This window comes from Ruegeria sp. CRTD044, assembly GCF_059613485.1.
Window position 1 is genome coordinate 63,151 of record NZ_JBXWSP010000003.1, and the last position, 26,642, is coordinate 89,792.

General features: G+C 62.8%; 24 protein-coding genes. 13 read left to right on the forward strand and 11 right to left on the reverse strand.

The genetic code is table 11. The features are described 5' to 3' along the window. Positions 1-57 precede the first annotated feature (57 nt). Genes mreC through AC2FNL_RS01295 form a run of 5 tightly spaced genes read left to right on the forward strand, consistent with a single transcriptional unit; the run spans position 58 to position 5,516 of the window. Positions 58-960, forward strand: coding sequence for a rod shape-determining protein MreC (gene mreC / locus AC2FNL_RS01275; protein WP_496831860.1), 903 nt, complete (start codon positions 58-60; stop codon positions 958-960). Then, positions 953-1,489, forward strand: a complete 537-nt coding sequence (locus AC2FNL_RS01280; RefSeq protein ID WP_093963425.1) for a rod shape-determining protein MreD — start codon at positions 953-955, stop codon at positions 1,487-1,489. The genes mreC and AC2FNL_RS01280 overlap by 8 nt, the downstream gene beginning before the upstream one ends. Beyond that, positions 1,486-3,432 (forward strand): penicillin-binding protein 2, encoded by a 1,947-nt coding sequence (gene mrdA, locus AC2FNL_RS01285; protein ID WP_496831862.1) that lies wholly within the window; start codon positions 1,486-1,488, stop codon positions 3,430-3,432. The genes AC2FNL_RS01280 and mrdA overlap by 4 nt, the downstream gene beginning before the upstream one ends. Then, the gene (gene rodA / locus AC2FNL_RS01290; RefSeq protein WP_496831864.1) at positions 3,429-4,568 is read left to right on the forward strand and encodes a rod shape-determining protein RodA; all 1,140 of its coding nucleotides are present in this window, start codon (positions 3,429-3,431) and stop codon (positions 4,566-4,568) included. Before mrdA ends, rodA begins: the two co-directional genes overlap by 4 nt. Positions 4,569-4,583: 15 nt before the next feature. Next, on the forward strand, positions 4,584-5,516 hold the full coding sequence (locus tag AC2FNL_RS01295; RefSeq protein WP_496831866.1) for a 2-hydroxyacid dehydrogenase: 933 nt from the start codon (positions 4,584-4,586) through the stop codon (positions 5,514-5,516). A gap of 47 nt (positions 5,517-5,563) precedes the next feature. Here the strand turns inward: AC2FNL_RS01295 and AC2FNL_RS01300 are convergent, their stop codons facing one another. The 6 genes from AC2FNL_RS01300 to AC2FNL_RS01325 all read right to left on the reverse strand — a co-directional run bounded on the left by AC2FNL_RS01300 (position 5,564) and on the right by AC2FNL_RS01325 (position 12,140). Beyond that, complete coding sequence (locus AC2FNL_RS01300; RefSeq protein WP_496831868.1) at positions 5,564-7,579, reverse strand: M3 family metallopeptidase; 2,016 nt, start codon at positions 7,577-7,579, stop codon at positions 5,564-5,566. 59 nt (positions 7,580-7,638) lie between these two features. Beyond that, positions 7,639-8,685, reverse strand: coding sequence for a HesA/MoeB/ThiF family protein (locus AC2FNL_RS01305; protein ID WP_496831870.1), 1,047 nt, complete (start codon positions 8,683-8,685; stop codon positions 7,639-7,641). Beyond that, positions 8,685-9,140 (reverse strand): dUTP diphosphatase, encoded by a 456-nt coding sequence (gene dut / locus AC2FNL_RS01310; protein ID WP_496831872.1) that lies wholly within the window; start codon positions 9,138-9,140, stop codon positions 8,685-8,687. The genes AC2FNL_RS01305 and dut overlap by 1 nt, the downstream gene beginning before the upstream one ends. 39 nt (positions 9,141-9,179) lie before the next feature. After that, on the reverse strand, positions 9,180-10,376 hold the full coding sequence (gene coaBC / locus AC2FNL_RS01315) for a bifunctional phosphopantothenoylcysteine decarboxylase/phosphopantothenate--cysteine ligase CoaBC (protein ID WP_170407212.1): 1,197 nt from the start codon (positions 10,374-10,376) through the stop codon (positions 9,180-9,182). Between the two features lie 64 nt (positions 10,377-10,440). Further along, entirely contained in the window at positions 10,441-11,265 is an 825-nt protein-coding gene (locus AC2FNL_RS01320; protein ID WP_496831875.1) for a ChaN family lipoprotein, read from the reverse strand. Beyond that, on the reverse strand, positions 11,262-12,140 hold the full coding sequence (locus AC2FNL_RS01325; protein ID WP_093963433.1) for an RNA polymerase factor sigma-32: 879 nt from the start codon (positions 12,138-12,140) through the stop codon (positions 11,262-11,264). The genes AC2FNL_RS01320 and AC2FNL_RS01325 overlap by 4 nt, the downstream gene beginning before the upstream one ends. Before the next feature lie 101 nt (positions 12,141-12,241). Between AC2FNL_RS01325 and cobU the strand changes: the two genes are divergently transcribed. The 4 genes from cobU (at position 12,242) to AC2FNL_RS01345 (ending at position 15,854) form a co-directional block, all read left to right on the forward strand. After that, positions 12,242-12,763 (forward strand): bifunctional adenosylcobinamide kinase/adenosylcobinamide-phosphate guanylyltransferase, encoded by a 522-nt coding sequence (gene cobU / locus AC2FNL_RS01330; protein ID WP_496831877.1) that lies wholly within the window; start codon positions 12,242-12,244, stop codon positions 12,761-12,763. After that, a complete protein-coding gene (locus AC2FNL_RS01335; protein ID WP_496831879.1) occupies positions 12,760-13,338 on the forward strand; it encodes a histidine phosphatase family protein in 579 nt (192 codons plus the stop codon). Before cobU ends, AC2FNL_RS01335 begins: the two co-directional genes overlap by 4 nt. 58 nt (positions 13,339-13,396) lie before the next feature. After that, complete coding sequence (locus tag AC2FNL_RS01340) at positions 13,397-14,275, forward strand: glutathione S-transferase (protein ID WP_496831881.1); 879 nt, start codon at positions 13,397-13,399, stop codon at positions 14,273-14,275. Positions 14,276-14,339: 64 nt separating this feature from the next. Continuing rightward, positions 14,340-15,854 (forward strand): YifB family Mg chelatase-like AAA ATPase, encoded by a 1,515-nt coding sequence (locus tag AC2FNL_RS01345; RefSeq protein ID WP_496831882.1) that lies wholly within the window; start codon positions 14,340-14,342, stop codon positions 15,852-15,854. Here AC2FNL_RS01345 and gshB read toward each other — a convergent pair. The 3 genes from gshB to rsmI all read right to left on the reverse strand — a co-directional run bounded on the left by gshB (position 15,851) and on the right by rsmI (position 18,075). Beyond that, complete coding sequence (gene gshB / locus AC2FNL_RS01350) at positions 15,851-16,783, reverse strand: glutathione synthase (RefSeq protein WP_496831884.1); 933 nt, start codon at positions 16,781-16,783, stop codon at positions 15,851-15,853. The genes AC2FNL_RS01345 and gshB overlap by 4 nt on opposite strands. A 61-nt stretch (positions 16,784-16,844) precedes the next feature. Then, positions 16,845-17,216, reverse strand: a complete 372-nt coding sequence (locus AC2FNL_RS01355; RefSeq protein ID WP_170342137.1) for a YraN family protein — start codon at positions 17,214-17,216, stop codon at positions 16,845-16,847. 1 nt (position 17,217) lies between these two features. Next, positions 17,218-18,075: a 16S rRNA (cytidine(1402)-2'-O)-methyltransferase gene (rsmI, locus tag AC2FNL_RS01360; protein WP_496831886.1), complete on the reverse strand. Its 858-nt coding sequence runs from the start codon at positions 18,073-18,075 to the stop codon at positions 17,218-17,220. An 88-nt stretch (positions 18,076-18,163) separates the two neighbouring features. On the opposite strand from rsmI, the gene AC2FNL_RS01365 reads away from it, so the two are divergent. From AC2FNL_RS01365 to murJ, 3 genes are read left to right on the forward strand one after another with little or no spacing between them, the layout of a single operon-like run. Next, the gene (locus AC2FNL_RS01365) at positions 18,164-19,324 is read left to right on the forward strand and encodes a penicillin-binding protein activator (protein ID WP_496831888.1); all 1,161 of its coding nucleotides are present in this window, start codon (positions 18,164-18,166) and stop codon (positions 19,322-19,324) included. After that, positions 19,284-22,103, forward strand: a complete 2,820-nt coding sequence (locus AC2FNL_RS01370) for a [protein-PII] uridylyltransferase (protein ID WP_496831890.1) — start codon at positions 19,284-19,286, stop codon at positions 22,101-22,103. The genes AC2FNL_RS01365 and AC2FNL_RS01370 overlap by 41 nt, the downstream gene beginning before the upstream one ends. Further along, positions 22,100-23,641: a murein biosynthesis integral membrane protein MurJ gene (gene murJ / locus AC2FNL_RS01375; protein ID WP_496831892.1), complete on the forward strand. Its 1,542-nt coding sequence runs from the start codon at positions 22,100-22,102 to the stop codon at positions 23,639-23,641. The genes AC2FNL_RS01370 and murJ overlap by 4 nt, the downstream gene beginning before the upstream one ends. 5 nt (positions 23,642-23,646) lie before the next feature. Here murJ and AC2FNL_RS01380 read toward each other — a convergent pair whose 3' ends face one another. Continuing rightward, positions 23,647-24,333, reverse strand: coding sequence for a rhomboid family intramembrane serine protease (locus tag AC2FNL_RS01380; RefSeq protein WP_170342144.1), 687 nt, complete (start codon positions 24,331-24,333; stop codon positions 23,647-23,649). A gap of 86 nt (positions 24,334-24,419) precedes the next feature. Between AC2FNL_RS01380 and trpS the strand changes: the two genes are divergently transcribed. Continuing rightward, positions 24,420-25,448, forward strand: coding sequence for a tryptophan--tRNA ligase (gene trpS, locus AC2FNL_RS01385; protein WP_496831895.1), 1,029 nt, complete (start codon positions 24,420-24,422; stop codon positions 25,446-25,448). 58 nt (positions 25,449-25,506) lie between these two features. Here trpS and AC2FNL_RS01390 read toward each other — a convergent pair whose 3' ends face one another. Further along, positions 25,507-26,556, reverse strand: coding sequence for a Glu/Leu/Phe/Val family dehydrogenase (locus AC2FNL_RS01390; RefSeq protein WP_496831897.1), 1,050 nt, complete (start codon positions 26,554-26,556; stop codon positions 25,507-25,509). Between the last annotated feature and the right edge of the window lie 86 nt (positions 26,557-26,642).

A 26,642-nucleotide genomic window follows, 5' to 3' on the forward strand; every position in this document is an offset into this window, starting at 1 on the left:
CGCACCCTCTGATCTGAGGGTTCAAGATCGGGCACGAGCAGCACGGGAAGGAGTCCTGTGGCAAAAGACCGAGCACAGCGCGACGACTACACCACCCCCCTGCGCCGCTTGTTCATGGGGATCGTTGTTCTGTGCCTGCTTGGCATATTCCTGATTTGGCGCATCGACAGCCCGCGGGTCGAAAGGTTCCGGGCCCAAGTGGTGGATGCCGTTGTGCCCTCGATGGAATGGGCGATGGTTCCGGTCACGGCCGCCATAAACCTTGTACGGGATTTCCAAAGCTACCAAAGGCTGAGCGAGCAGAACCAGGAACTGCGCAGCGAACTGCGCCGCATGCGCGCCTGGAAAGAGGCGGCCCTGCAGCTGGAGCAGGAAAACGCGCGGCTTCTGGACCTGAACAATGTTCGGTTGGATCCGCGTCTGACTTATATTACCGGGGTCGTCATGGCCGACAGTGGCTCGCCGTTTCGGCAGTCTGTCTTGCTGAATGTCGGCGAGCGTGACGGGATCGTCGACGGTTGGGCCGCCATGGACGGCATCGGGCTGGTGGGCCGGATTTCTGGCGTTGGTCCGGATACCGCGCGGGTCATCCTGTTGACCGACGCCTCCAGCGCCATTCCCGCCACCATCCAGCCCTCGGGCCAGACCGCGTTGATTACCGGTGACAATACCCCTGCCCCAGCCGTCGAGTTTCTGGAAAGCCGCGAACTGGTGCGGCCCGGCGACCGTGTGGTGACCTCAGGCGATGGCGGCGTATTTCCTGCGGGCCTTCTGATCGGCCAGATCGCCGCCGATCCGGGGGGGCGTCTGCGCGTCCGACTGTCCGCGGATTTCGAACGCTTGGAATTCCTGCGCGTCCTGCGCTACCACTCGGCCGCCCCGATCCGAGGCCCGGGCGGCATCGTCGGACCTCCGCGCCCCGAGGCTCTTCTCCCGACCGAGGAGGCCGCCGATGGATAGTGCCACGTCACGTCTGTGGCTGATGCGGGGCCTGTATCTGTTCCTCGCTCTGACGGTGATGTTCTTTCACCTGTTGCCTCTGAACACGCAACCGGGTCGTCTGCCCTTTCCTGACTTCCTGATCTGCCTGACCTTTGCATGGGTCCTCAGGCGGCCCGAATATGTACCGACACTCAGCATCGCGGCGGTCATGCTGATGGCCGACCTGCTGCTGCAACGGCCGCCGGGGCTGCTGGCGGCATCCGTCGTCATCGGTTCCGCCTATCTGCGGTCGGCAGGCCCCGGAATGCGCGACGTCGGATTTGTAGGCGAGTGGACGACGGTGGGCGTCGTCATCGCGGCGATCTTTACCTTCAACCGGACGGTTCTGGCCCTGCTGTCCGTCAGTCAGGCCAGCATTGGCCCGGTGTTTGTCCAAGTGGTCTTTACGGTCCTCGCCTACCCGCTTGTCGTTGCATTCAGCCAAACCATATTTGGCGTCCGCAGGCCATCTGCGGTAGATGTTGCCACTGTGGGAACACGCTCATGAAACGCACACCCAAAACACAAGGTGCCGCATACAAAAGGCTGACCCGGCGCGCGCTGGTGCTGGGGGGTATGCAATTCGCATTTGTCGGCGGTCTGGCTGCCCGCATGCGTTACATGCAGGTCGATCAGGCCGACCAATATCGCCTTTTGGCCGAAGAAAACCGCATTAACATCCGGCTCATTCCGCCGACCCGTGGGCGCATCTATGACCGCAATGGTCAGATCATCGGGCAGAATGCGCCGTCCTACCGCATCGTGATCGTGCGCGAGGATGCCGGAGACGTCGATAAGGTCATTGCCAAACTGTCACAGCTGATCCCGCTGAACGAAGACGAGATTGAGCGGGCCAAAGCCGAGATGAAACGCACGGCGCCGTTTCTGCCCGTTACGCTGGCCGACCAGGTCACCTGGGAAGATATCTCGAAGGTAGCTATCAATACCCCCGCCCTTCCCGGCGTCACGCCCGAGGTCGGATTGACCCGTCAGTATCCCCGCTACGAGGATTTCGCCCATGTGGTCGGCTATGTCGGACCTGTCAGCGACTACGACCTGAGCAAGATGGAAGACCCCGAGCCGGTTCTGATGATCCCGCGCTTTCAGATCGGCAAGGTCGGGCTTGAGGCCAAGAAGGAAGACCTGTTGCGCGGCAAGGCGGGCGCCAAGCGGGTCGAGGTCAACGCGACTGGCCGAGTGATGCGGGAACTTGACCGCCGCGAAGGCCAGCCCGGCGCTGACCTGCAATTGACCATCGACGCCGACCTGCAGGAATACGCGCAGGCCCGGCTGGCCGGCGAAAGCGCCGCCGTTGTCGTGATCGACTGTGAGACGGGCGATCTGCGGGCCATCAGTTCGACCCCCAGCTTCGACCCCAACCTGTTCGTGCGCGGAATCTCGGTGGCGGATTACCAAGCCCTGACCCAGGACAACCACCGCCCGCTGGCCAACAAGACGGTTCAGGGCACCTACCCGCCCGGTTCGACCTTCAAGATGATCACCGCGCTGGCCGCGCTCGAGGCCGGCGTGGTCGGTCCGGGCAACACCGTCTATTGTCCCGGCTACCTGAAGGTGGGCAGCCGGCGGTTCCACTGCTGGAAGCGCGGCGGACACGGGATGGTCGATCTGGAGACCTCGTTGAAGCGCAGTTGCGACGTCTACTATTACGACGTGGCCCTGCGGGTCGGGATCGACAAGATTTCGGACATGGCGCGCAAGTTCGGTTTGGGCATCAAACACGACCTGCCGATGTCTGCCGTGGCGGCCGGCCTGGCGCCGAACCAGGAATGGAAACAGACCACCCACGGACAGGACTGGCTGGTCGGCGACACGGCAAATGCCTCGATTGGGCAGGGCTTCATGTTGGCCTCGCCGATGCAACTGGCCGTCATGACTGCGCGCATCGCGACCGGCCGATCGGTGACACCGCGTCTGATCCGCAGTGTCGACGGGGTCGAACAGCCTTCGGGCGCGGGCGAGCCGCTGGACGTCAATCCGGCCAACTTGGATCAGGTGCGCAAGGCGATGTACAAGGTCTCGAACGACCGTCGCGGAACCGCTTATCGCAGCCGGATCATCGCAGACGAATTCCGGATGGCCGGCAAGACCGGCACCAGCCAGGTGCGCAACATCACCAAGGCCGAACGGGCCGCCGGGGTCATCCGCAACGAAGACCTGCCCTGGGAACGGCGGGACCACGCGCTGTATGTCAGCTTTGCCCCTTACAACAACCCGAAATATGCGGTGGCCGTCGTGGTCGAACATGGCGGCGGCGGTTCGAAGGCTGCAGCCCCCGTGGCTCGGGACGTGATGCTGCAGGCTCTGTACAACGGCACCCCGCCGCTGGAAGCATATCCCGTGGCCGACCGCGACCGCATCAAGGAACAGCAGAAACGTCTGGAAGGCGATCGCCGCCCGAAAGCGCGCCCTGACGAAAAGGACCGCGCATGAGCTATCTTGAATATGCGGTCAAGACCACGCCGACGGGGATCCGCAAAGTTCTGTACATGAACTGGCCACTGACGCTTTTGCTGATCAGCGTCGCAAGTGCCGGTTTTCTGATGCTGTATTCGGTTGCCGGCGGCTCGTGGTCGCCGTGGGCGGAACCGCAGATGGAACGGTTTGGCCTGGGCCTGACGGTCATGTTCATCGTCGCATTAGTTCCGATCTGGTTCTGGCGCAACATGTCCGTCGTCGCCTATCTTGTATCTTTGGGGCTTCTGCTGTTCGTCGAACTGTTCGGCACCATCGGGATGGGCGCGCAACGCTGGATCGACCTGGGGTTCATGCGTCTGCAGCCCTCCGAACTGGCAAAGGTGACTTTGGTCATGTTGCTGGCGGCCTACTACGATTGGCTTCCCTCCTACAAAACCTCGCGCCCGGTTTGGGTCTTGATCCCGGTTGTCCTGACCCTGATCCCGACCTTCATGGTGCTGCGCCAGCCCGACCTGGGAACTGCAATCCTGCTGTTGGCGGCCGGAGGAGGCCTGATGTTTCTGGCGGGCGTGCATTGGGCCTATTTCGCAGCGGTCATCGCGGCGGGTGTCGGCTTGATTTCAACGGTGTTCAAAAGCCGTGGCACCGATTGGCAATTGCTAAAGGACTATCAATTCCGGCGCATCGACACATTCCTTGACCCCTCGACCGATCCGCTGGGCGCGGGGTATCACATCACCCAGTCCAAGATTGCCTTGGGATCCGGCGGCTGGAACGGTCGAGGCTTCATGCAAGGCACCCAGTCGCGCCTGAACTTCCTGCCCGAAAAGCACACCGACTTCATCTTCACGACGCTGGCCGAAGAGTTCGGTTTTGTCGGGGGCACAACCTTGTTGCTGCTTTACGGACTGATCCTGATCTTCTGCCTCGTCACGGCGCTGTCGACCAAGGACAGGTACTCGTCATTGGTGACACTGGGTATTTCGCTGAACTTCTTCCTGTTCTTCGCCGTCAACATGTCGATGGTCATGGGGCTGGCACCGGTGGTCGGTGTCCCGTTGCCGATGGTCAGCTATGGGGGCTCGGCCATGTTGGTTCTGATGGCCGCCTTCGGCATCGTGCAAAGCGCTCATATTCACCGTCCTCGTTGATCCGAAAGGCCGACCATGTCCGTGAACGTCCTGTTTTCCGCTCGCCCGGCGCTTTGGCCGGTTTACGAGCCCTTGTTGAACACCGGGCTGGCCGATGCAGGGATCAAAGCCACTATCACCACCGACCTGCCGCCCGATCAGGTGGATTACATCGTCTATGCACCCAATGGAGGGCTGCTTGATTTCACGCCCTACACGCGCGCAAAGGCCGTGCTCAGCCTATGGGCCGGTGTCGAAAAGATAGCCTCGAACGACACGCTGACCGTGCCGCTGGCCCGGATGGTCGATCACGGTCTGACCCAGGGTATGACCGAATGGGTCGTGGGGCACGTTCTGCGCTACCATCTGGGCATGGATCGACACATCACGGTCCAGGATGGGGTATGGGCCCCGGATCCGCCTCCGCTCGCCACACAGCGATCGGTCTGCGTTTTGGGGCTTGGCGCCCTGGGTCAGGCTGCGGCACAGGCGCTGGCGGCGTTAAACTTCAACGTGACAGGGTGGAGCCGTTCGGCCAAGGACGTGTCTGGTGTCACGTGCCTGCACGGACCGGACGGGCTGCGCGTGGCCTTGAGCCAGGCTGAGTTACTCGTCCTGCTGCTGCCTGAAACGGCAGCCACGGAGAACACCCTGAACGCGGACACTCTGGCACTTCTGCCAAAAGGTGCGCGCATTCTGAACCCCGGCCGCGGCCCACTGATTGACGACGAAGCGCTGTTGCAGGCGCTGAGTACCGGCCACGTGGGGCATGCCACGCTGGATGTGTTCCGCACCGAACCGCTGCCCCCTGATCATCCGTACTGGGCGCATCCAAATGTGACCGTCACGCCGCATATCGCGTCGGAAACCCGGCCCGAAACGGCTGCGCAGGTGATTTGCGAGAACATCCAGCGCAGCGAAGCCGGACGGCCGCTGCTGCATCTCGTCGACCGCGCACTCGGGTACTAGGGCCATCGGGGGCCGCCACCCCCGTCTTGCCGAGCGCAATTCGACCGCTACGCGTCCACCAGTCCCCGACCTTTCAGCAGGGCTTCGACACCCGGCAACCGGCCCCGGAACGCCAGGTACAGATCCTCGGCCTCCTTCGAGCCTCCTTTGGACAAAATGTTGTCCTCCAGAGCCCGCGCCCGCTCGGGATCAAACGCGCCTCCTGCCTCTTCGAAGGCAGCAAATGCGTCGGCATCCATCACTTCGGACCACATGTAACTGTAGTAACCCGAGCTGTAGCCATCACCCGCAAATACATGGGCGAAATGCGGCGTCGCGTGGCGCATGCCGATGGCATGCGGCATCCCGATCTCGGCCAGAACCTCAGCCTGCTTCGCCATGGGGTCAGCCGGGGCCGGACCGTCGTGAAAAGCCAGATCGACCAGCGCTGAGGCGACGTATTCGACCGTCTGAAAACCCTGATCGAAATTGGCGGCACCCAGAACTTTGTCCAGCAGTTGCGGTGGCATCGGAGCTCCGGTTTCGGCATGAGTTGCGAACTCGGCCAGAACCTCCGGCACTTCCAGCCAATGCTCATACAGTTGGCTGGGCAGTTCCACGAAATCCCGCGCAACGCTGGTCCCCGAGATGCTGTCATAGGTCACATCCGACAGCATCTGGTGCAGTGCGTGCCCGAATTCATGAAACAGGGTCCGTGCGTCGTCATATGACAGCAGCGCCGGATCGCCCTTGGCAAAGTTGCAAACATTGATGACGATTGGCGTCTGGACCTTGGGAAACTTGGCCTGCGCCCGCATCGCGCTGCACCACGCACCCGACCGTTTCGATCCGCGCGCAAAATAATCTCCGATGAATACGGCAACATGTTTGCCGCGCCGGGTCACCTCCCAGGCTCGGCAATCCGGATGGTACAGCGGCACGTCCAACGGCGCGAACTCCAGCCCGAACAAGCGGTTGGCGCAGGTAAAGGCGGCTTCGATCATGCGCTCTAGCTGCAGGTAGGGTTTGAGTTCTGCCTCATCCAGATCATGCTCGGCCTTGCGCCGTTTTGCGGCATAGTACCGCCAGTCCCAAGGTTCGAGCGGACCGGTGACACCATCCTCCTGCATCATCCGCGTCAGGATCTCCGCGTCGGCCTCGGCCCGGGCTTTGGCGGGTGCCCAGACCTGCATCAGCAAGTCGCGCACCCGTTCGGGGGTTCGGGCCATCTCGGTCTCCAGCTTGAAGGCCGCAAAGCTGTCATAGCCCAGCAGCTTGGCCCGTTCCTCGCGTAGCTGAAGGATTTCGGCGGCAATCGCGCGGTTGTCGGTCTCGCCTCCGTTTGCCCCGCGTGACGCCCAGGCGCGGTAAGCCTTTTCGCGCAGGTCACGACGTGGCGAGAACTGCAGAAACGGCACGATCAGAGACCGCGACAGCGTGACAACCGGCCCCTTGGCCCCTTTTTCCCGACCGGCCGCGTGTGCCGCATCGACAACGAAACCCGGCAGTCCCGCCAGATCATCTTCGGTCAGCTCCATGAACCAGCCACGCTCGTCCGCCAGCAGGTTTTGCGTGAACGCGGTGCCCAATGACGCCAGACGCGCCTTGATCTCCTGCATCCGGGCATCTTCCGCCCCGTGCAGCGCCGCGCCCGAGCGGACGAACCCGCGATGGGTGAGCATCAAAACCCGATCCTGTTCCTCGGTCAAATCCAGCGTATCTCGTTTCGCCCAAAGGTCGTCCACACGCTGGAACAGCGCCTTGTTCGAGGAAATCGCGGCGAAATGGGCTGCAAGCTTGGGCGAAAATTCCCGCTGCAACGCTTCGCGCTTCGGGTTGCTGTCTGCGCCAGCGACCGTGAAGAACACCGACAGAACCTTGTTCACGGCCTCGCCCGCCGCTTCCAGCGCTTCGATCGTGTTGGCAAAACTCGCGGGCTGGGTATTCGTCGCGATGGTGTCGATCTCGTCGGCATGGGCCTGCAGAGCAGCTTCCAGTGCCGGGGCAAAATCGTCATCCGAGATTTCGGCAAAGGGCGCGATTTCGAACGGGGTCGTCCAGTCGGACAGGATCGGATTGGTCATTGGGGTCTCCTTCAAGCGTCAAGCTAGGAATGCCAGGCAAGATCGTCCAGTGGCCGCGATCAAACGGGTTGCCCGCAAACAGGGCAATCGTCCCGCCGGGTCAGGGTGATCTTGCGGCTTTCGCCATAAAGCGCGTCATAGATCAGCATCTCGCCACGCAAGGCCTGACCTGCACCCGTGACTACCTTGACCGCCTCAACCGCCATCATCGCCCCCACCACGCCCGGCAAAGGCCCGACCACCCCAGCCTCGGCACAGGAGGGCGCCAGACCCGGAGCAGGCGCTTCGGGAAAAATGCATTGGTAGCAGGGGGCGTTCTTGGCGGGGTCAAACACGCTCAGTTGGCCTTCCCATTGCGACAGCGCGCCTGAGATAAGGGGCTTGCCCAAAGCCACCGCGGTGCGGTTGGCCAGATACCGGGTTTCGAAATTGTCTGTACCGTCGAGGATCAGGTCATAATCCGCGAACAGGTCGGCCGCGATGTCGTCCGTCAGGCGGCGGTGATAGGGGCGAACGATGACATTGGGGTTCTGCGCCTCCATTGCTTGCTGCGCAGAAAAGACTTTGGGCATACCGATGTCTGCATCGCGATGGATGACCTGCCGCTGCAGATTGGCATTCTCGACGACATCATCGTCAATGACGCCAATCGTGCCCACGCCGGCGGCTGCAAGGTACTGCAGCGCCGGTGCGCCCAATCCACCTGCCCCGATCACCAATACACGAGCGGCCTTCATCCGTTTTTGCCCGGGTCCACCAAGCTCGCGCAGGACGATGTGTCGGGCATAGCGCTCCAGTTCGGCTTCGCTGAACTGGTCAGATGGGCTGTTCTGCCGAATATCCGACGATGGATTGGCCCGACGCCTCAGGGCTTTCACCACAGCGCCATAACCCATGGCCAGCAGAACGAAACCACCCAGGATCAGCCACATCGCGGCCGAGCCGCCTGTGGCTTCGCGCAGCGGGTTCCCGTCGGGCAAAACCAGATGCGACAGAACCACCCCTGCCAGCAAAACCAAAACCGACACCCAACGGGCAGTACGCGAGGCACCAGCGAGGTAGCCAAGCCCCCACAGCCCCGCTGCCAGTGCCAGTACCAGAACCATCAGGCACGCCCCGTGGATCCGAACCCACCGGAACCGCGCCGGGATTCCTGCAAGCTGTCCGCCATCTCGAACCGCGCCTGGATCACCGGGGCCACGACCAACTGCGCAATCCTGTCGCCATGTCCGATTTCAAAGGCTTCCTGCCCCGCATTCAGCACGATCACCCCCAGCGGGCCGCGATAGTCGCTGTCGATCGTGCCCGGTGCGTTCGGCAGCGTGATCCCGTGTTTCAACGCAAGTCCCGAGCGCGGACGCACCTGGATCTCATATCCATCCGGAATTTCTACCCGCAGGCCGGTCGGGACCAAGGCGCGCTCACCGGGTTGAAGGGTAATCGACCCTCGATCAGGCAGGTTGGCGCGTATGTCGGCGCCGGCCGCACCGGCCGTTTCATAGGACGGCAATGCAATGGCCGGATCGGCCCCGTCTTCTCGGATCACCCGGATTGCCACCATCAGCGCATCCCAACCTTCATCCTCTGTCCAACTGCCGCATCACCGCGCCAGCGCGGCTGCGATCTTTTCCGCCAGCCGCGCGGCCACTGCGTCCTTGCCCATGCGCGGCCACTCCTCGGCACCCGCATCCGATATCAGCACGACCGCATTTTCGGCCCCACCCATGATGCCGGTCACCGGACTGACATCATTGGCCAGGATCCAATCGCACCCTTTACGCGCCCGCTTGGCGGTTGCGTGGGCGATCACATCATCCGTTTCAGCGGCGAAACCCACGACCAAGGAGGGTCGGCCGGTCTCCAGATGCGAAATCCGTTTGAGGATGTCCGGGTTTTCGGCAAATTGTAGGGCAGGCATTCCGTCGCGGCTTTTCTTCAACTTGCGGTCTGATGCCCCGTCTATCCGCCAATCGGCCACGGCTGCGGCAAAAACGCCCGCATCCACCGGCAGAGCCGCGTCCACCGCATCCGACATTTGTTGCGCAGTCTCAACCCGCACAACCTGGACGCCTTGGGGTGGTGGCACATCCGCGGGGCCGGTTACGAAAACAACTTCGGCCCCCAGGGCCGCCAAAGCGTTGGCAATCGCCGTCCCCTGCGCCCCCGAGGATCGGTTTGCAATGTACCGAACCGGATCAATCGGCTCATGCGTCGGCCCCGACGTCACGAGAATCCGCTTTCCCTTCAGTGGGCCATCCGACAAGGCAGACTCGACCGCCGCCACGATCTCGAGAGGTTCCGACATGCGGCCGGGACCGAACTCGCCACAAGCCATGTCACCGTCATTGGGTCCGACAAACCGGACGCCGTCCGCGATCAGCTGCTTGTGGTTCCGGCGAGTTGCCGGATGGTTCCACATCCGCACGTTCATCGCCGGGGCACATAAAACAGGGGTATCCGTGGCCATCAACAGGGTGGATGCCAGATCATTGGCCAGACCCCCGGCCATCTTGCCCATCAAGTCTGCGGTCGCCGGAGCCACGACGATCAGATCAGCTGAACGCGACAGTTGGATATGCCCCATCTCGGCCTCGTCCGTCAGGTCGAACAGATCACGATAAGCTTTTTCACCGGCAAGTGCAGACACGGACAAGGGGGTTACGAATTCCTCGGCAGCGCGGGTCAGGACCGGGGTCACCGCCGCCCCGCGCTCCTTCAACCTTCGGATCAGATCCAGCGATTTGTAGGCCGCGATCCCACCGCCAAGGATCAGGAGGATCCGTTTGGATGCCAGCATGTTCAGCCCTTCCCGGTCGTGCTCGGCCTCGACACTATGCAACCCATGTCCCGAGTTCCAGCGCTTAATTCTGAGTCTCGAAGGCCTTGCAGGGGTCTTCGCGTTCGGCCGCAGGGCTGTCAATCACCGCGTCAAATTCACCCGTCACGACACCGTCTTCGGACTGACCGAGAACAAAGACCTTCAGGCCCGGACGCAGCCGCGACAGAAAGGTCGGAATACCCTGATCCTTGCGCGCGTGCCCGTTTCCGGTAATCACCGCCACTGGACCGCCGGTTTCATCAATTGCACGCAGAATGGCCCGGGTCAGAACAGCATCGCGCAAACGCTGGATCGCCACCAGTTGCGGCAAGGCCTCCGCCGGAAGTGCGTTGCAATGCGCCGCCAATTGCTCGGCCTCGCGCGCCGCTTGATCCTCGGGCGCCAGCGGAATGTTCAACCCGTACCGCGCCGCATCCGCGCCCAGAGTCGTTGCGGCACCGCGTTCCATCGCCGCCCGCGCAGCCGCGCGCGGCACCATCGCTCCGTATACCGGGGCCTCTGATGCTTGGAAAACAGGGTAATACATGCTGAGCGGAGGCCATCCCGTTTCGGCCCATCTCAGGATGCGTGACAGCTCCTCGGGATTCGAGGCGGCAGTCTGCGCCAGTCTCTGAGCCCCTTCCTCGGTCACCATTTCCCAGACCATCGCAGACGGGTCGATGTCCGCAATCGCTTCGGTCTGGACCAAGTGATGCAGCGGGTTGTCGTGAACTTCGCCAAGGATCACGACATCGGCATCCTTCATCTGTGCCAAAATATCGTCGGGGATAAGGTCCCCGGCCAGAACTGGCCGGGTCAAAAGTGTCAGCGACAGCACGGCCGCCGTCAGAATCGCAAGATGTCTCATGCGAAGAAGTGTTGCACCTCGCGCGATTGAGCTTCAAGGTTCTTGCGCATCTTCACGAACGCCGCTGCCTCAAGCTGTCGCACGCGTTCCTTAGACAAACCCAGTTCCTGACCCAGGCTTTCCAATGTGCGCGCCGGCTCGCGCAGCTTGCGCTCGCGCACAATGAACCGCTCCCGATCGTTGAGCGCCTGCATCGCCGTGATCAACCATTCCCGCAATTGGCGGGTATCATGGCTGTTCTCGACAGTTTCCGCAGCCTGCTCGCGATCATCCTCCAACGCGTCGATCCACTCGCGACCATCCTCGTCAGCCGATTGAACGGCGTTCAGGGAAAAGTCTGAGCCGGCCAACCGGCCGTGCATCATCTCAACATCGCGCAGCGGTACACCGATCTCGGCCGCAATCATCTGGTGCAGCTGATGACGGTCCAATTCTACGCCATCGGTCGCGGCTTCGCGCTCCAGCCGGGCCTGAACGCGACGCATGTTGAAGAAAAGGGATTTCTGGGACGATGTGGAACCGGTCCGTACCATCGACCAGTTGCGCATCACGTAGTCCTGAATGCTGGCCTTGATCCACCACACCGCATAGGTCGAAAAGCGGACCCCGCGATCCGGGTCGAACTTGTCAGCGGCCTTCATCAGGCCCAGCCCGGCCTCTTGGATCAGGTCATTCATCGGCGCGCCATAGCGTTTGAACTTGGCCGCCATTGAAATTGCCAGCCGCATATAAGCCGTTATCAACCGGTGAAGGGCCTGTTCGTCGCGTTCGTCGCGCCAAGCATACGCCAGGCGCAATTCGGTTTCCGCATCCAGCAATTCGGCTTTCATAGCCTGCCGGGACATCGAGAAGTCGTTCGGGTTATCCAGTGCCATGCAGCTCTCCCATCTGTCGTAGGCGCCGCCGGTCTTGCCTTGCCGACGTATGGTCGATACGCAAGGGCGCACCGGGTGGATCACTGTAAAGGTAGTAAAAAATGCATCCCGATTTAACCTTTGTCCTGGGTGGCGCGGCATCGGGAAAATCTGCATTTGCCGAGCAAATCATTGTTTCAACAGGAAAAACCCGGATATACTTGGCAACATCACAAGTGTTTGATGATGAGATGCGCCTAAAAATCAGGCGCCATGTGGACCAAAGAGGCGACGGCTGGGCCACGATCGAAGCCCCGATGGACTTGCGCCCGGCGCTGGCGGGGCTGAGCCCGGATCAGGTCTGTCTGATCGATTGCGCAACGATGTGGCTCAGCAATCACCTGCTGGCCGACAGCGATCTTGAACAGGAACAGGCCGCCCTTTTGGCCGCGCTACGGGCCTGCCCCGCGCAGATCGTGATCGTCTCGAACGAGGTGGGGCTCGGTATCGTTCCCGACAATGCACTGGCCCGCAAATTCCGCGAGGCGCAGGGGCGGTTGAACATCGCCCTCGCCGCCCAAGCCGACCTTGTGGTTCAGGTCATCGCGGGACTGCCGCAGGTTTTGAAAGGTCAGTTGCCGTGACCCGGTTGCATCTTGTCCGCCACGGCCCGACCCATGCCAAGACGATGGTGGGCTGGTCCGATATTCCCGCCGACCTGAGCGACCACGCGGCCCTCGCGCGCCTGCACGATCACCTGCCGCGGGATGCGCTGGTCATTTCATCGGACCTGACGCGCGCCGCGGATACGGCCACGGCCATTCAGGGCAGGCGCCGCCGGCTGCCGCACCATCCCGATCTGCGCGAGATCCATTTCGGGACATGGGAGATGCGCGCCTTCGCCGAGATCGAGGCCGAAGACCCCGGACTGGCCTTTGCCTATTGGGACAGCCCCGGCGACGTGCGCCCGCCCAACGGCGAAAGCTGGAACGCGGTCCGCGCCCGGGTCGACACGGCGATCGACGGGTTGATCGGTATGCATACAGGCGCCGATCTGGTCATCGTGGCCCATTTCGGCGTGATCCTGACCCAAGTACAGCGCGCCCTTGACCTGGACGCGCAACAGACCTTCGCCCATCGCATCGACAACCTCTCGGTGACCGAGTTGGCCTTTGACGGCAAAACCTGGTCGGCCGGCCGGATCAATCATCTTCCGTGAACACGGCGCGCACAATTCAGCGTTTTACTGATATCGGGCGGTCGACCATCCTCGGGCCATGACATATGACCTTTTCATCGGGGACCGCCTGTTTTCAAGCTGGTCCATGCGCGGCTGGCTGATGCTGGAAAAATCCGGCCTGCCCCACACGACCCACATGATCGGCCTGTATTCGGGCACGATGGCCCGGGATATGCAGCCGCTGGCCCCGGCCCGTCTGGTCCCTGCGCTGCGCCTGCCCGACGGCACGGTGGTCGGCGAAAGCCTCGCCATGGCCGAGACGCTCGCCGAACGCCACCCCGATGCCGGGCTGTGGCCGCAAGACGCTGCCGCCCGCGCAACCGCCCGTTGGCTGTGTGCCGAGATGGTCGCCGGGTTCCAGGCGCTGCGGTCTGCCTGCCCCATGCAACTCAAGCACCGCTGGAAAGGGTTCGAGCCGTCCGGCGAAACCCGCGCCGATCTGACCCGGATCGAGACCCTATGGGCGCATGCGCGCAAGATCTCGGGCACGACGTCCGGCCCATTGCTCGGCAGCTATTCCCTGGCCGATGTGTTCTATACGCCGGTCGCGGCCCGGATCATCGGCTACGGTCTGCCCGTGTCCGTGCAGAACCACGACTACTGCATGGAATTGTTGTCGGACCCGGCGGTTCGACAATGGCGCGCGATGGGTCTGACTGTCGACTACGACCCGTTTCCCTATGACCAGCCGCTCGACGCCGAGCCCTGGCCGATCGGCGGAGCCTCGACAGCCCGCGCAGTTGAGGCGGGGCCGTCGATCAATGACCTCTGCCCCTATTCCGGCAAACCGGTGACCGCATTTCTGGAGCTGGATGGAAATCGATGGGGCTTCTGCAACACCTTATGCCGCGACGAAACTGTGGCCGACCCCGGAGCGTGGCCGAAATTCACGCAAATGATCCGGCAAGCGGTGTGACCGTTAACCATTCCTAAACCGGCCCCATGGCAGCAAGGTCCTGTTAACCACGAACAGGATCGCCATGGTCGCCCGCGCTCATACCGTTGCCTTTCAGGGGGTCGAGGCCCGCCCGGTCGAGGTGCAATGCGCCGTCTCCCCCGGGCTGCCCGCCTTTTCAATCGTCGGTCTGCCGGACAAGGCCGTGTCCGAGGCCCGCGAACGCGTGCGCAGCGCGCTTAGCGCAATGGCCATCGCGCTGCCCTCCAAACGCATCACGATCAACCTGTCGCCCGCTGACCTGCCCAAGGAAGGCAGCCATTTCGACCTGCCGATCGCGCTGGCCCTGCTCTGTGCCATCGACATCCTGCCCGCCGACGCCGCAGAAGGCACCATGGCTCTGGGCGAGCTTTCGCTGGACGGCTCATTGGTACCCGTGGCCGGCGCCCTGCCCGCCGCGATGACCGCCGCGGCCGAGGGCCGCACGCTGCTGTGCCCGCGCGCGTCAGGTGCCGAGGCGGCCTGGGTCGACGCGACCCAGGTGATCGGGGCCGCGTCCCTGGCCGACGTCGTGCGCCATTTTACCGGCCAGTCGGCCCTGCCGGTCGCCCAGCCCGGCGAGGTCAGGTTGGAACCCTCGACCCGCGACCTGCGCGACGTCAAAGGGCAGGAACGGGCAAAACGCGCACTGGAAATCGCAGCGGCCGGCCGTCACCACATGATCATGATCGGCACGCCGGGATCGGGCAAATCCATGCTCGCCGCCCGCTTGCCCGGCATTCTGCCGCCGCTGACGCCCACCGAAGCGCTCGAGACCTCGATGATCCAATCGCTGTGCGGCATGCTGGACGAAGGCGGCATCAGCCGGACCCGCCCGTTCCGCGAACCGCATCATACGGCGTCGATGGCGGCGATCGTGGGCGGCGGAAAAGGCGCGAAACCCGGCGAGATTTCCCTGGCCCACAATGGCGTCCTGTTCATGGACGAATTCCCCGAATTTCCACGCACGGTTCTGGAAACCCTGCGCCAGCCCATCGAGACCGGCGAAGTCATGGTCGCCCGCGCCAACGCCCATGTGAAATACCCCTGCCGGTTCATGCTGGTGGCGGCGGCGAACCCGTGCAAATGCGGATATCTCAGCGATCCGTCACGCGCCTGCTCGCGCGTACCCGTCTGCGGCGAGGACTATCTGGGCCGCATCTCGGGGCCGCTGATGGACCGGTTCGACCTGCGGATCGAAGTGCCTCCCGTGGGCTTTACCGACCTTGACCTGCCGCCATCCGGAGACAGCTCGGCCACCGTCGCCGCGCGGGTGCAGCAGGCGCGCGTTGTTCAGGCCCGGCGCTTTCAGGACACGCCCGGCATTCGCCAGAATGCCGATATCGAAGGCAATCTGCTGGAAGAGGTCGCCACACCAGACGCCGAGGGCAAGGACCTGCTGGTCAAGGCGGCCGAGCGGTTCGGCCTGTCGGCGCGGGCCTACCACCGCATTCTGCGCGTGGCCCGCACCATTGCCGATCTCGAGGGCGCGCCCGATGTGCGCCGCCCCCATGTGGCCGAGGCGCTGAGCTACAGGATCAGCGCCCGGGTTGCGGCTTAGACCTTGGCCTCGATCGCTTGCCAGATCTTTTCGGCGATATTTGTGCCGTTGAACCGCTCCAATTCCTGGATTCCGGTGGGCGACGTCACGTTGATTTCGGTCAGATAGTCTCCGATCACGTCGATACCCACGAAGATCTGGCCCTTTTCCTTCAAGAGCGGTCCGATGGCCGCGCAGATTTCAAGATCGCGGTCGGTCAGGCCGATCTTTTCGGGACGGCCGCCCACATGCATGTTCGACCGGGTCTCACCCTCGGCCGGAACGCGGTTGATCGCGCCGACCGGCTCACCATCGACCAGGATCACCCGCTTGTCGCCGTTGCGCACATCCGGCAGGAATTTCTGAACGATCAGCGGCTCTCGCGAGAAGCCCGTGAACAGCTCGTGCAACGAGGTCAGGTTGCGGTCATCGGCATCCAGTCGGAACACGCCAGCCCCTCCATTGCCATAGAGCGGCTTGAGGATGATGTCGCCGTGCTTTTCCTTGAACGCCTTGATGGTCCGCAGATCGCGGGCGATCGTGGTGGGCGGTGTCAGGTCGGGAAAATCCAGAACCAGCAGCTTCTCCGGGTAGTTTCGCACCCAGAACGGATCATTCACCACCAGCGCCTGACCGCGCAACTGATCCAGCAGGTGCGTTGAGGTAATATAGTGCATGTCAAACGGCGGGTCCTGCCGAAGCCAGACGACATCGAAATCCGCCAGGTCAACCTCGCGCTCAGGTCCCAGAACCGCCGGCTGGTCCGCAACCCGCTGCACCGTCATGTCGTGACCGCGGGCGGTGATGCGCCCTTCTTGATAGGCCAGTTGATCAGGTCCGTAGTAAAACAGCTGGTGCCCACGGGCCTGGGCTTCTTCGGCCAGCCGGAACGAGCTGTCGGCATTGATGTCCACGGCCCCGATCGGGTCCATCTGAAAGGCGATTTTCATGGCGTGTCCCTCGTAGTCACGCCAGATACATGGCCCAGCGGGGACGGGTGTTCAATGGCGATCAGCCCTGACCAAAGGCGTTTTCGACGATTTGCACTGCGCCTGTTGCATCCACCAGCGCCGCATCGAACCGGACATTGGTCAGCTGCCCGCCCGGTTCCTGCGCCAAATACTGCGCCGCCGAGGCATATATTCTGTCGATCTGACGCTTGCTGATCCGCGCGGCGGCAGTGTCAAAGCTTTGGCTTTTCTTGACCTCGACGAAAACAAGGCCCTGCGCATCCCGAACGATCAGGTCGATCTCGCCCCCGGCGCCGCGCCAGCGCCTGTGACAGACCTTGAACCCTCGGCTTTCGTAGTCGGCAGCGACGCTGTGCTCGGCCGCCTGCCCGGCGTGATAGGAAACCGAGCCTTGGACCGACCGTCGCGCCATGTCATCCCTTTCCCAGTTGCAAGGCCTTCTGGTAAATCGGCCGCCTTGGCAAATCATACATCCTGGACACCAGATCTGCCGCATCCCGGACCGAGTGCGTTTCCAGAGCCTGTCGCAACGCTTCTTCTACATCTGAATCGTTAACGGCTTGTGAATGGGCACGGTCCACCAGCAAGACGATCTCGCCCTTCACAGTGGCATCTCGATACTGTTCGGACAGCTCTGCCAGGCTACCCCGCCGGACTTCCTCGAACTTCTTGGTCAGTTCCCGGCACATGGCCGCCTGCCGATCACCGCCCAGAACCTGCGCCAGGTCCGCCAGGCACGCCGCCAGGCGTTTGGGGGATTCGTAAAACACAAGTGTCCCCGGAATGTCCCGCAGCGCCTCGATCCGCGACCGGCGCGCGCCGGCCGCATTCGGTAGGAACCCTGCAAAGAAGAAGGCATCGGTCGGCAACCCGGCAAGCGTCAGGGCGGTCAGCGCCGCCGAGGGTCCCGGCGCGCAGGTCACGGTGAATCCGGCCTCGGCCGCCTGTTTGCCCAGGTCGTATCCCGGATCGGCGATCAGGGGCATGCCGGCCTCGGACGCGTAGGCCACGGACTTGCCCTTTGACAGTTCGGCAATCAGTTTTTCACGCGCAGCCGTGCCGCTGTGGTCGTGATAGGCCAGGATGCGCCGCCCTTCGAGGGGTACACCGTGAATCTCCATCAGTCTGCGCAGGCTGCGTGTATCTTCCGCCGCAATCACATCCGCCGAGGCCAGAACGTCCAGCGCCCTGAGCGTAATGTCGCGCGCCGTTCCGATCGGAGTGGCAACAAAATACAGCCCCCCAGCCAATCTTACCTTTTGGAAATTCAAAGCTGGACCCTCGCAGCGTGACGTTTATTATCGCGGCGTGATAGAACAGCAGCGTTCTTTGCCGCCGGATCAGGGAGTTTTCATTTAGATGTTTACCGTTTGCAAGCCCGTTCGCAAACTGGCGAAAATCGCCATCGGCCTGACCGCGGCGGCATTTTTGGCCGCCTGCGAACCCGGCGCCACCGGGCGCGGACCGTCGATAGATACGTCAGAGCCGATCCCCGTAGCCCTGCTGGTGCCCAAATCGGGCGACGCCGCGTTGGCGCAAAGCCTTGAGAACGCTGCCCGGCTGGCCATGGCCGATCTGAACAACGTCAAGATCGATCTTCGCGTCTATGACACTGCCGGCAATCCGAACACGGCAGCCGCAGTTGCACAACAGGCCGTTGCCGACGGCGCAAAGGTCATTCTGGGGCCGGTCTACGCGCAGGCTGCAAATGCTGCGGGCCTTGCGGTTCTGAGCAAGAACGTGAACGTTCTATCCTTCTCGAACAATACAAGCATTGCCGGCGGAAACGTGTTTGTCCTTGGCCCGACCTTCGACAACACGGCCAACCGGCTTGTCAGCTACGCCGGCAAACAGGGAAAGAAAAGCACAGTCATCGTGCACAGCAATGATGCGGCAGGCCAATTGGGCCAGGCGGCAATCTCGAACGCACTTGGCAACAGCCGTGTGGCGAATGCGGGTGTGGTCGGTTTTGATCGATCTCAGCAGGGTGTGATCGACGCCATCCCTGCAATCAAGGCAACTGTGGACTCGACGGGGGCGGATTCGCTCTTTTTGACCGCCACGACCGCCGGCGCGCTGCCGCTCTTCAGCCAGTTGCTGCCCGAGGCCGGTGTCTCACCGGCAACCGTGCAATATATTGGCCTGACCCGCTGGGATATTCCGGCCCAGACGCTGGAACTACCGGGCGTGCAAGGCGGGTGGTTTGCCTTGCCCGACCCTGCCAAGGCCCAGGCCTATCGCGTGCGCTACAACGCGACCTATGGCGAGGCACCGCATCCGATCAGCGGCCTGGCCTATGACGGCATCGCCGCCATCGGCGCTCTGGCCAGCCAAGGGAAGTCCAATGCCCTTTCCGCCGCGGCCCTGACCCAGAATGCCGGGTTCCAGGGTGTTGGCGGAATTTTCCGTCTGCGCCCGAACGGTACGAATGAACGAGGTCTGGCCGTGGCCACGATCCAGAACAAACAGGTAGTTGTGATTGACCCTGCCCCGCAAAGCTTCTCTGGCGCCGGTTTCTGATCAGCTTGTGACGATCCCCGCGCCGGCTGGCGCATTGATCTGCGACGCCAGCGAAATCTTCGATGGCGAAAAGGTCAACGCGCTGCTGTCGAAGGCCCTGAAAGACATTCCGGAGACGGCCGCAGCCCGAAACGAGGCCGTCCGGATTCTGCGGGATGCTCAGAAATCCGGGCGTCAGGCCATCGAGGAGGCGTTCACCGCCCGGCCCTTCGACGCCCGGCCTTTGACGCGATCCTACACCTATCTGACCGATGGGCTGGTCTGCGCCGCGATGACTGTGGCCGGACAGCATCTGCATCCATTGGCCAACCCGACCCAGGGCGAGAAGATGGCGGTTTTGGCGGTGGGCGGCTATGGGCGCGGCGAGATGGCGCCGTTTTCGGATGTCGATCTGCTGTTTCTGACTCCCTACAAGATCACGGCCTGGGCCGAGAGCGTGATCGAGTCGATGCTGTACATTCTCTGGGATCTGCGGCTGAAAGTCGGCCATTCCTCGCGCACGATCCGTGATTGCCTGCGTCTGGGAGACGAGGATTTCACGATCCGGACAGCGATGCTGGAACAGCGCTATCTGGCCGGTGATCGGGACCTGGCCGATGAGCTGGAAAGCCGGCTGAAATCCGAGCTGTTCAAAGGAACCGAACGCGAATTCATCGAAGCCAAACTGCATGAACGCGACGAACGCCACCACAAGCAGGGCGAGCGTTACATGGTCGAACCGAACGTGAAAGAAGGCAAAGGCGGCCTTCGTGACCTGCAGTCGCTGTATTGGATCGCCAAATACATCTACGGCGTTCACGACGTGGCTGAACTTGTCCCGCTGGGGCTGTTCACCCAAGACGAATTCAACACGTTCGTGCAGGCCGAAGACTTCCTTTGGGCCGTACGTTCGCATCTTCATCTGGTGACACGGCGCGCAACCGAACAGCTGACCTTTGATCTGCAGGTCGAGGTGGCCGACCGGATGGGTTACGAAGACCGAGCGGGCCGCCGGGCCGTCGAAATCTTCATGCAGCGCTATTTCCGAGAAGCCACTCAAGTGGGCGAGCTGACACGGATCTTCCTGACCAAGCTTGAAGCAGCACATATGAAAAACGCGCCGTTGCTGGAACGCATCTTCAGCCGCAAGCCACGGGTCAAGGCGGGCTATAGGGTTGTACATGGCCGGCTGGATGTGGCCGACCCCAAAAGCTTTCTGTCCGACAAGCTGAATCTACTGCGTCTGTTCGAGGAAGGTCTGCGCACGGGAATGCTGATCCATCCCGATGCGATGCGGCTGGTCACGGCCAACCTGCACCTGATCGATGACGAAATGCGCAACGACAAAGAGGCGAGGCGCATCTTTCTGGATCTGATGCTGAAACACGGCAATCCCGAACGCGCGCTGCGCCGCATGAACGAGTTGGGCGTTCTGTCGGCCTTCATCCCCGAGTTCGAGCCCATCGTGGCGATGATGCAGTTCAACATGTACCACAGCTACACGGTGGACGAGCATACGATCCAGTGCATCATCAACCTGGCGCAGATCGAACGGGGCGAACTTGTCGAAGCGCTGCCGCTGGCTTCGTCGATCCTCGAGGGCGGAGTGAACCGGCGTGTGCTTTACGTCGCTTTGCTGTTGCACGACATCGCCAAGGGCCGCCCCGAGGATCACTCGATCCTGGGGGCCAAAATCGCACGGACGGTCGCGCCTCGGCTGGGGCTGAACAAGAAAGAATGCGAAACCGTCGAATGGCTGGTGCGCTATCACCTGCTGATGTCGGACATGGCACAGAAGCGCGACATCTCGGACCCACGCACGGTGCGCGACTTTGCCAAGGCGGTTCAGACCGTCAAACGGCTGGATCTGCTGACTGTCCTGACAGTCTGCGACATCCGCGGCGTTGGGCCGAACACCTGGAACAACTGGAAGGCCACCCTGCTACGGGCCTTGCATGCGGAAACCAAGCGCGCGCTGGAAACCGGCATGGAGGACCTCAACCGTGCCAATCGTGGCGCCGAGGCCAAGAAAGCGCTGCGTGACGCGTTGTCTGCCTGGTCCAAGGCCGATCTCAAGACGGAAACCGGGCGGCACTATGATCCGTATTGGCAGGGGCTCAACCTCTCGACCCATGTCGAATTCGCTGAGATGTTGCGCGCACTGGAAGCCGATGGTGACCCTGGCGCGATGGAGATCCGCCTGCAACCAGACGAGGATCGCGACGCCACCCGCGCCTGTTTCGCGATGGCCGACCACCCAGGTATCTTTGCCCGCATCGCCGGCGCACTGGCGCTCGTGGGCGCAAACGTGGTTGATGCCCGCAGCTATACCACCAAGGACGGCTACGTGACCGACGCGTTCTGGATTCAGGACGCTGACGGACACCCGTTCGAGTTGTCGCGTCTGCCGCGCCTGACCCAGATGATCCACCGCACCCTCAAGGGCGAAGTGGTGGCCCGCGAGGCGCTCAGGTCCCGCGACAAGATCAAGAAGCGGGAAAAGGCGTTCAACGTCCCGACGCACATCATCTTCGACAATGAAGGGTCCGAGATCTACACGATCATCGAAGTCGATACCCGCGACCGGCCCGGCCTGCTCTATGATCTGGCCCGGACCCTTGCCGCCGCCAATGTCTATATCGCCAATGCCGTGATCGCGACCTATGGCGAGCAGGTGGTGGATACGTTCTACGTCAAGGACATGTTCGGGCTCAAATACCACTCGGAGGCCAAGCAGAGGACGCTGGAAGCCAAGCTGCGCACCGCGATCACCGAAGGCGCCGAGCGAGCGGCCTCATGAAGCAGATCCGCCTGTTCTCGGGCCTGTTCACGGTCGGGTTCTGGACCCTTGCCAGCCGTATTCTGGGCTTTCTGCGGGAAATTCTGCTGACAGCCTATATCGGGCCGGGGCCGGTCATGGATGCTTTTGTCGCAGCCTTCCGCCTGCCCAACATGTTCCGCCGGTTCTTCGCCGAGGGCGCTTTCAATGCGGCCTTTGTTCCGATGTTCTCGAAACGGCTGGAGGGCGGCGAAGACGCGCAAGGGTTTGCGCAGGATGCGTTCAACCTGCTGGCGGCGGCCGTTCTGGCGCTGGTCGGGCTGGCCATGGTGTTCATGCCGGGGCTGGTCTGGCTGACGGCCGAGGGGTTCTATGGCGACGAACGTTTCGATCTGGCGGTCGACTACGGATATGTCGTCTTTCCCTACATCCTGTTCATGTCCTTGGCCGCGCTGTTTTCCGGGGTTCTCAATGCCACGGGGCGCTTTGCGGCCGCGGCGGCGGCGCCGGTCCTGCTGAACATCTTCGCCTGCACGGCACTGATCGTGGGCGCGGCAACCGGTGGCGAGGTCATCCGTTGGCTCATCGCCGTCATACCCATTGCCGGGGTCGCTCAACTGGCGCTGGTTTGGGTCGCCACCGAACGCGCCGGAATTCGCATCCGGTTCGGCCGGCCGAAGCTCAGCCCTGAAATGCGCAACATGGTTCGGATCGCGGTACCGGCGGCACTTGCCATGGGTGTGACGCAGGTGAATCTCGTTGTTGGGCAGTTGGTCGCATCAAAGACCGAAAAGGCCATCAGCTGGCTCTTTGCCGCCGACCGGTTGTATCAGCTGCCGTTGGGCGTGGTCGGCATCGCCGTGGGCATCGTGCTGTTGCCCGACCTGTCACGCCGCCTGCGCGCGGGGGACGGCGATGGCGCGCGCAACGCCTTTTCCCGCGCCGGAGAGTTCACCCTGTTGCTGACCATTCCGGCCACCGTGGCTTTCGTGCTCATCCCGGTTCCGCTGGTCTCGGTCCTGTTCGAACGTGGACAGTTCACCCCCGAAGACACGGCTGCCACCGCTCTGGCCGTGGCGGTCTATGGCATCGGACTGCCGGCTTTCATGCTGCAAAAGCTGCTGCAACCGCTGTTCTTCGCCCGCGAGGATACCCGCGCGCCCTTCCGGTATGCCATGGTGGCGATGGTCATCAACGCCGTTCTGGCCTTTGGGCTGTACCCAATCGTCGGCTGGATCGCCCCGGCCATCGCGGCCTCAGCCGCCGGGTGGGGCATGGTGGCGCTGTTGGCACTGGGCGCCCGGCGCATGGGCGACGAAGCCCGTTTCGACGACCGGTTCAAACGCCGCGCGCCCAGGATATTGGCCGCCTCAATCGGAATGGGCGTGGTGCTGATCGCATCGATGCAGCTGTTCGGTTGGACGTTCGAGGTTCCGGGCTGGCGCTATCTGGCCTTGCTGGGCCTGATCGTTGTCGCCGCGGCATCTTACTTCCTTCTGGGCCACCTGCTGGGCGCGTTCCGTCTGCCCGAGTTCCGGTCCGCCCTGCGAAGGTCCTGACCACCTCAGTCCCGCCGGATACGCCCCACCAGCCGCGCCCATCCGCCCGGCGCCACGAAAAACGACAGCCCGAACCCGGTCGCGAACCCACCCAGATCGGCCACCCAATCCGAGGTGCCGCCGAAGATCAGCCCGAACAGCAGTTGGATGCCCATCAGCACCGCGATCAACTGGAACGCCCGCGCCTGGTTCTCTCCGACCAGCGACAGCCTGCGCCATAGCAGCCAGGTGAACGCACCGATCAGGCCGTAGACCGGCGGGAAGCCCCCGACCAGCGGATAGCGCGGGTCCAGCAGCACCGCATAGGCCAGCGCCCCGCCCACGCCGGACAGCACAAAGATCACCAGCATCGCAAAACCGCCAAAGACCTCACCCACCATCTTGCCCATCGCCAAAACAAAGACGCAGACAAAAAGCGCCTGGGTAAAGCTGCCTGACACGAAGGGGTAGGTGAAAAACCGGATCACATGCTCGACCGGCCAACGCCCGTTCATCACCATCCAGTCGAAGATGTCCGCCGAGAAGGAATAGCGCTGGATCGCCTCCAGCCGCCAGCCTACCGCGCCCGGTCCGCCGACCAGGCCCCGCGTGCCGAGGGTGAAGGCAAGTTCGATCCCCATGATGAACAAAACCAGCGCCACCACCACGGGTGGCAGGGGGTTCACGGGGGGTGTGTAATGCTCGCTGCTCATTGGGCGGGCCTTTCGCGGCTGTTGACGTCCCTTTGCCTCATGGGTAAGCGACGGAGGCTTATTTTTCCAGACGGGAGTTCCCTTCCATGACCGAGACCAAGTTCACGCCGCGCGTGTTTTCCGGCATCCAACCCTCGGGAAACCTGCATCTTGGCAACTACCTTGGTGCGCTCAAGCGTTTTGTGGACATGCAGGGGCCGGAGATGGAGACCGTGTACTGCATGGTCGATCTTCACGCGATCACCGTCTGGCAGGATCCCAAGGAACTGGCGCATTCCACGCGCGAGCTGTGCGCGGGCTTCATCGCCGCCGGCATCGACCCGGAACAGTCGATCCTGTTCAACCAGTCCCAGGTGCCCGAGCACGCGCAACTGGCCTGGATCTTCAACTGTGTCGCGCGCATGGGCTGGATGCAGCGCATGACCCAGTGGAAGGACAAGGCGGGCAAGAACCAGCAGAACGCCTCGCTGGGCCTGTTCGCCTATCCCTCGCTGATGGCCGCCGACATTCTGGTCTATCACGCGACCCATGTCCCGGTGGGCGACGACCAGAAACAGCATCTTGAGCTGACCCGCGACATCGCCATCAAGTTCAACCACGACTATGGCGTCGATTTCTTCCCGACTACCGAGCCGGTGATCGAGGGCGCGGCGACGCGCGTGATGAGCCTGCGCGACGGGGCCAAGAAAATGTCCAAGTCGGATCCGTCCGACATGAGCCGGATCAACATGACCGACGATGCCGACACCATCGCCAAGAAGATCCGCAAGGCAAAGACCGACCCTGATGCCCTGCCCTCGGAGGTGGACGGGCTGGAAGGCCGCCCCGAGGCGCGCAACCTGGTCAACATCTATGCCGCGCTCAGCGATCAGACGGTCGAGCAGATTCTGGCCGAGGTCGGTGGCAAGCAGTTCGGTGAATTCAAGCCGATGCTGGCCGATCTGGCGGTCGCTAAGCTGTCGCCGATCTCGACCGAGATGGCGCGGCTGATGGGCGATCAGGCCGAGATCGACAGGATCCTGGACCGTGGCGCCGAACGGGCGCGGGAGATCGCGGCTCCGATCCTCAGCCGCACCTACGAGATCGTGGGGATGGTGGGCGCCGGCCGCGCCTGAGCACCAGACAGAAACTGCAGCGCCGCCCCTTATCCGGGGCGGCGTTTTTCGTTGCAGGTCAGGCGGCCTGCGGGTGCAGTTTTTCCTCGACGATGGATTCGGCCACCGCATGGGGGCTGACGCCATCGACCTTGGCGCGGGTCAGGATGCGGTCCATCGTCCGCTCCAGCGCCTCGAGCCGCTGACCGACCCAGGCTTCGCGGTCCTTGATCTTCAGGATCTCGGTCGCGACGTTCACGATCCCGCCGCCATTGGCCACGAAATCCGGGGCGTAGATGATGCCGCGGTCATGCAGGCGCTGCGCGTCGGCATCGGTCGCCAGCTGGTTGTTGGCTCCACCGGCCACCGCGCCGACCTTCAGCAACGGAATGCTGGTTTCGTTCAGAATGCCACCGATCGCGCAGGGCGCGAAAATATCCGCCTCGGCCGCATAGATCGCATTGGGCGCGACGGCCTGCGCCGCGAACCGGTCCGCCAGCCGGGCGGTCTGGCCCGTATCGATGTCGGTGATCACCAGTTTCGCCCCGGCATCATTCAGCAGCGCGCACAGATGTTCGCCCACATGGCCCAGCCCCTGCACCGAGACGGTCTTGCCGCTCAGGTCCGCGGACCCGAACCGATGCCGCGCAGTCACGCGGATGGCGTTGAAGATCCCGCGGGCGGTGATGGGCGACGGGTCGCCGCTGGCGAACGGGCCATCGGGCAGACCGGCGACATATTCGGTTTCGGTGCCGATCTGGGCCATGTCGGCCGGGGTCATCCCCATGTCCTCGGCAGTCCAGTATTGGCCGCCAAGGCTTTGGACCACGCGCCCGAAGGCCTGCAGCAACCGGGGCGTCTTGTCCGCACTCGGGTCGCCGATGATCACGGCCTTGCCCCCGCCCAGCGGCAGATCGGCCGCGGCGTTCTTGTAGGTCATGCCCCGCGACAGGCGCAGCGCATCGTCCAGCGCCTCGGACGGGTGGCCATAGGTGCGCATCCGCACGCCACCCGCTGCAGGCCCCAATTGCGTGGAGTGGATCGCCACAAAGCCCGAAAGCCCGCTGGCGGCGTCTTTGAATTCGACCACACGCTCGTGATCTGGCGCGTCAATCGTGGTTATTTCCATTTTGCTCCTCCGGAATGACAGATCGAGTCTGCCACATCCGACCGAGCGATTTTCGCCAATACGTGCTGGCCAACACATTGCTCTTG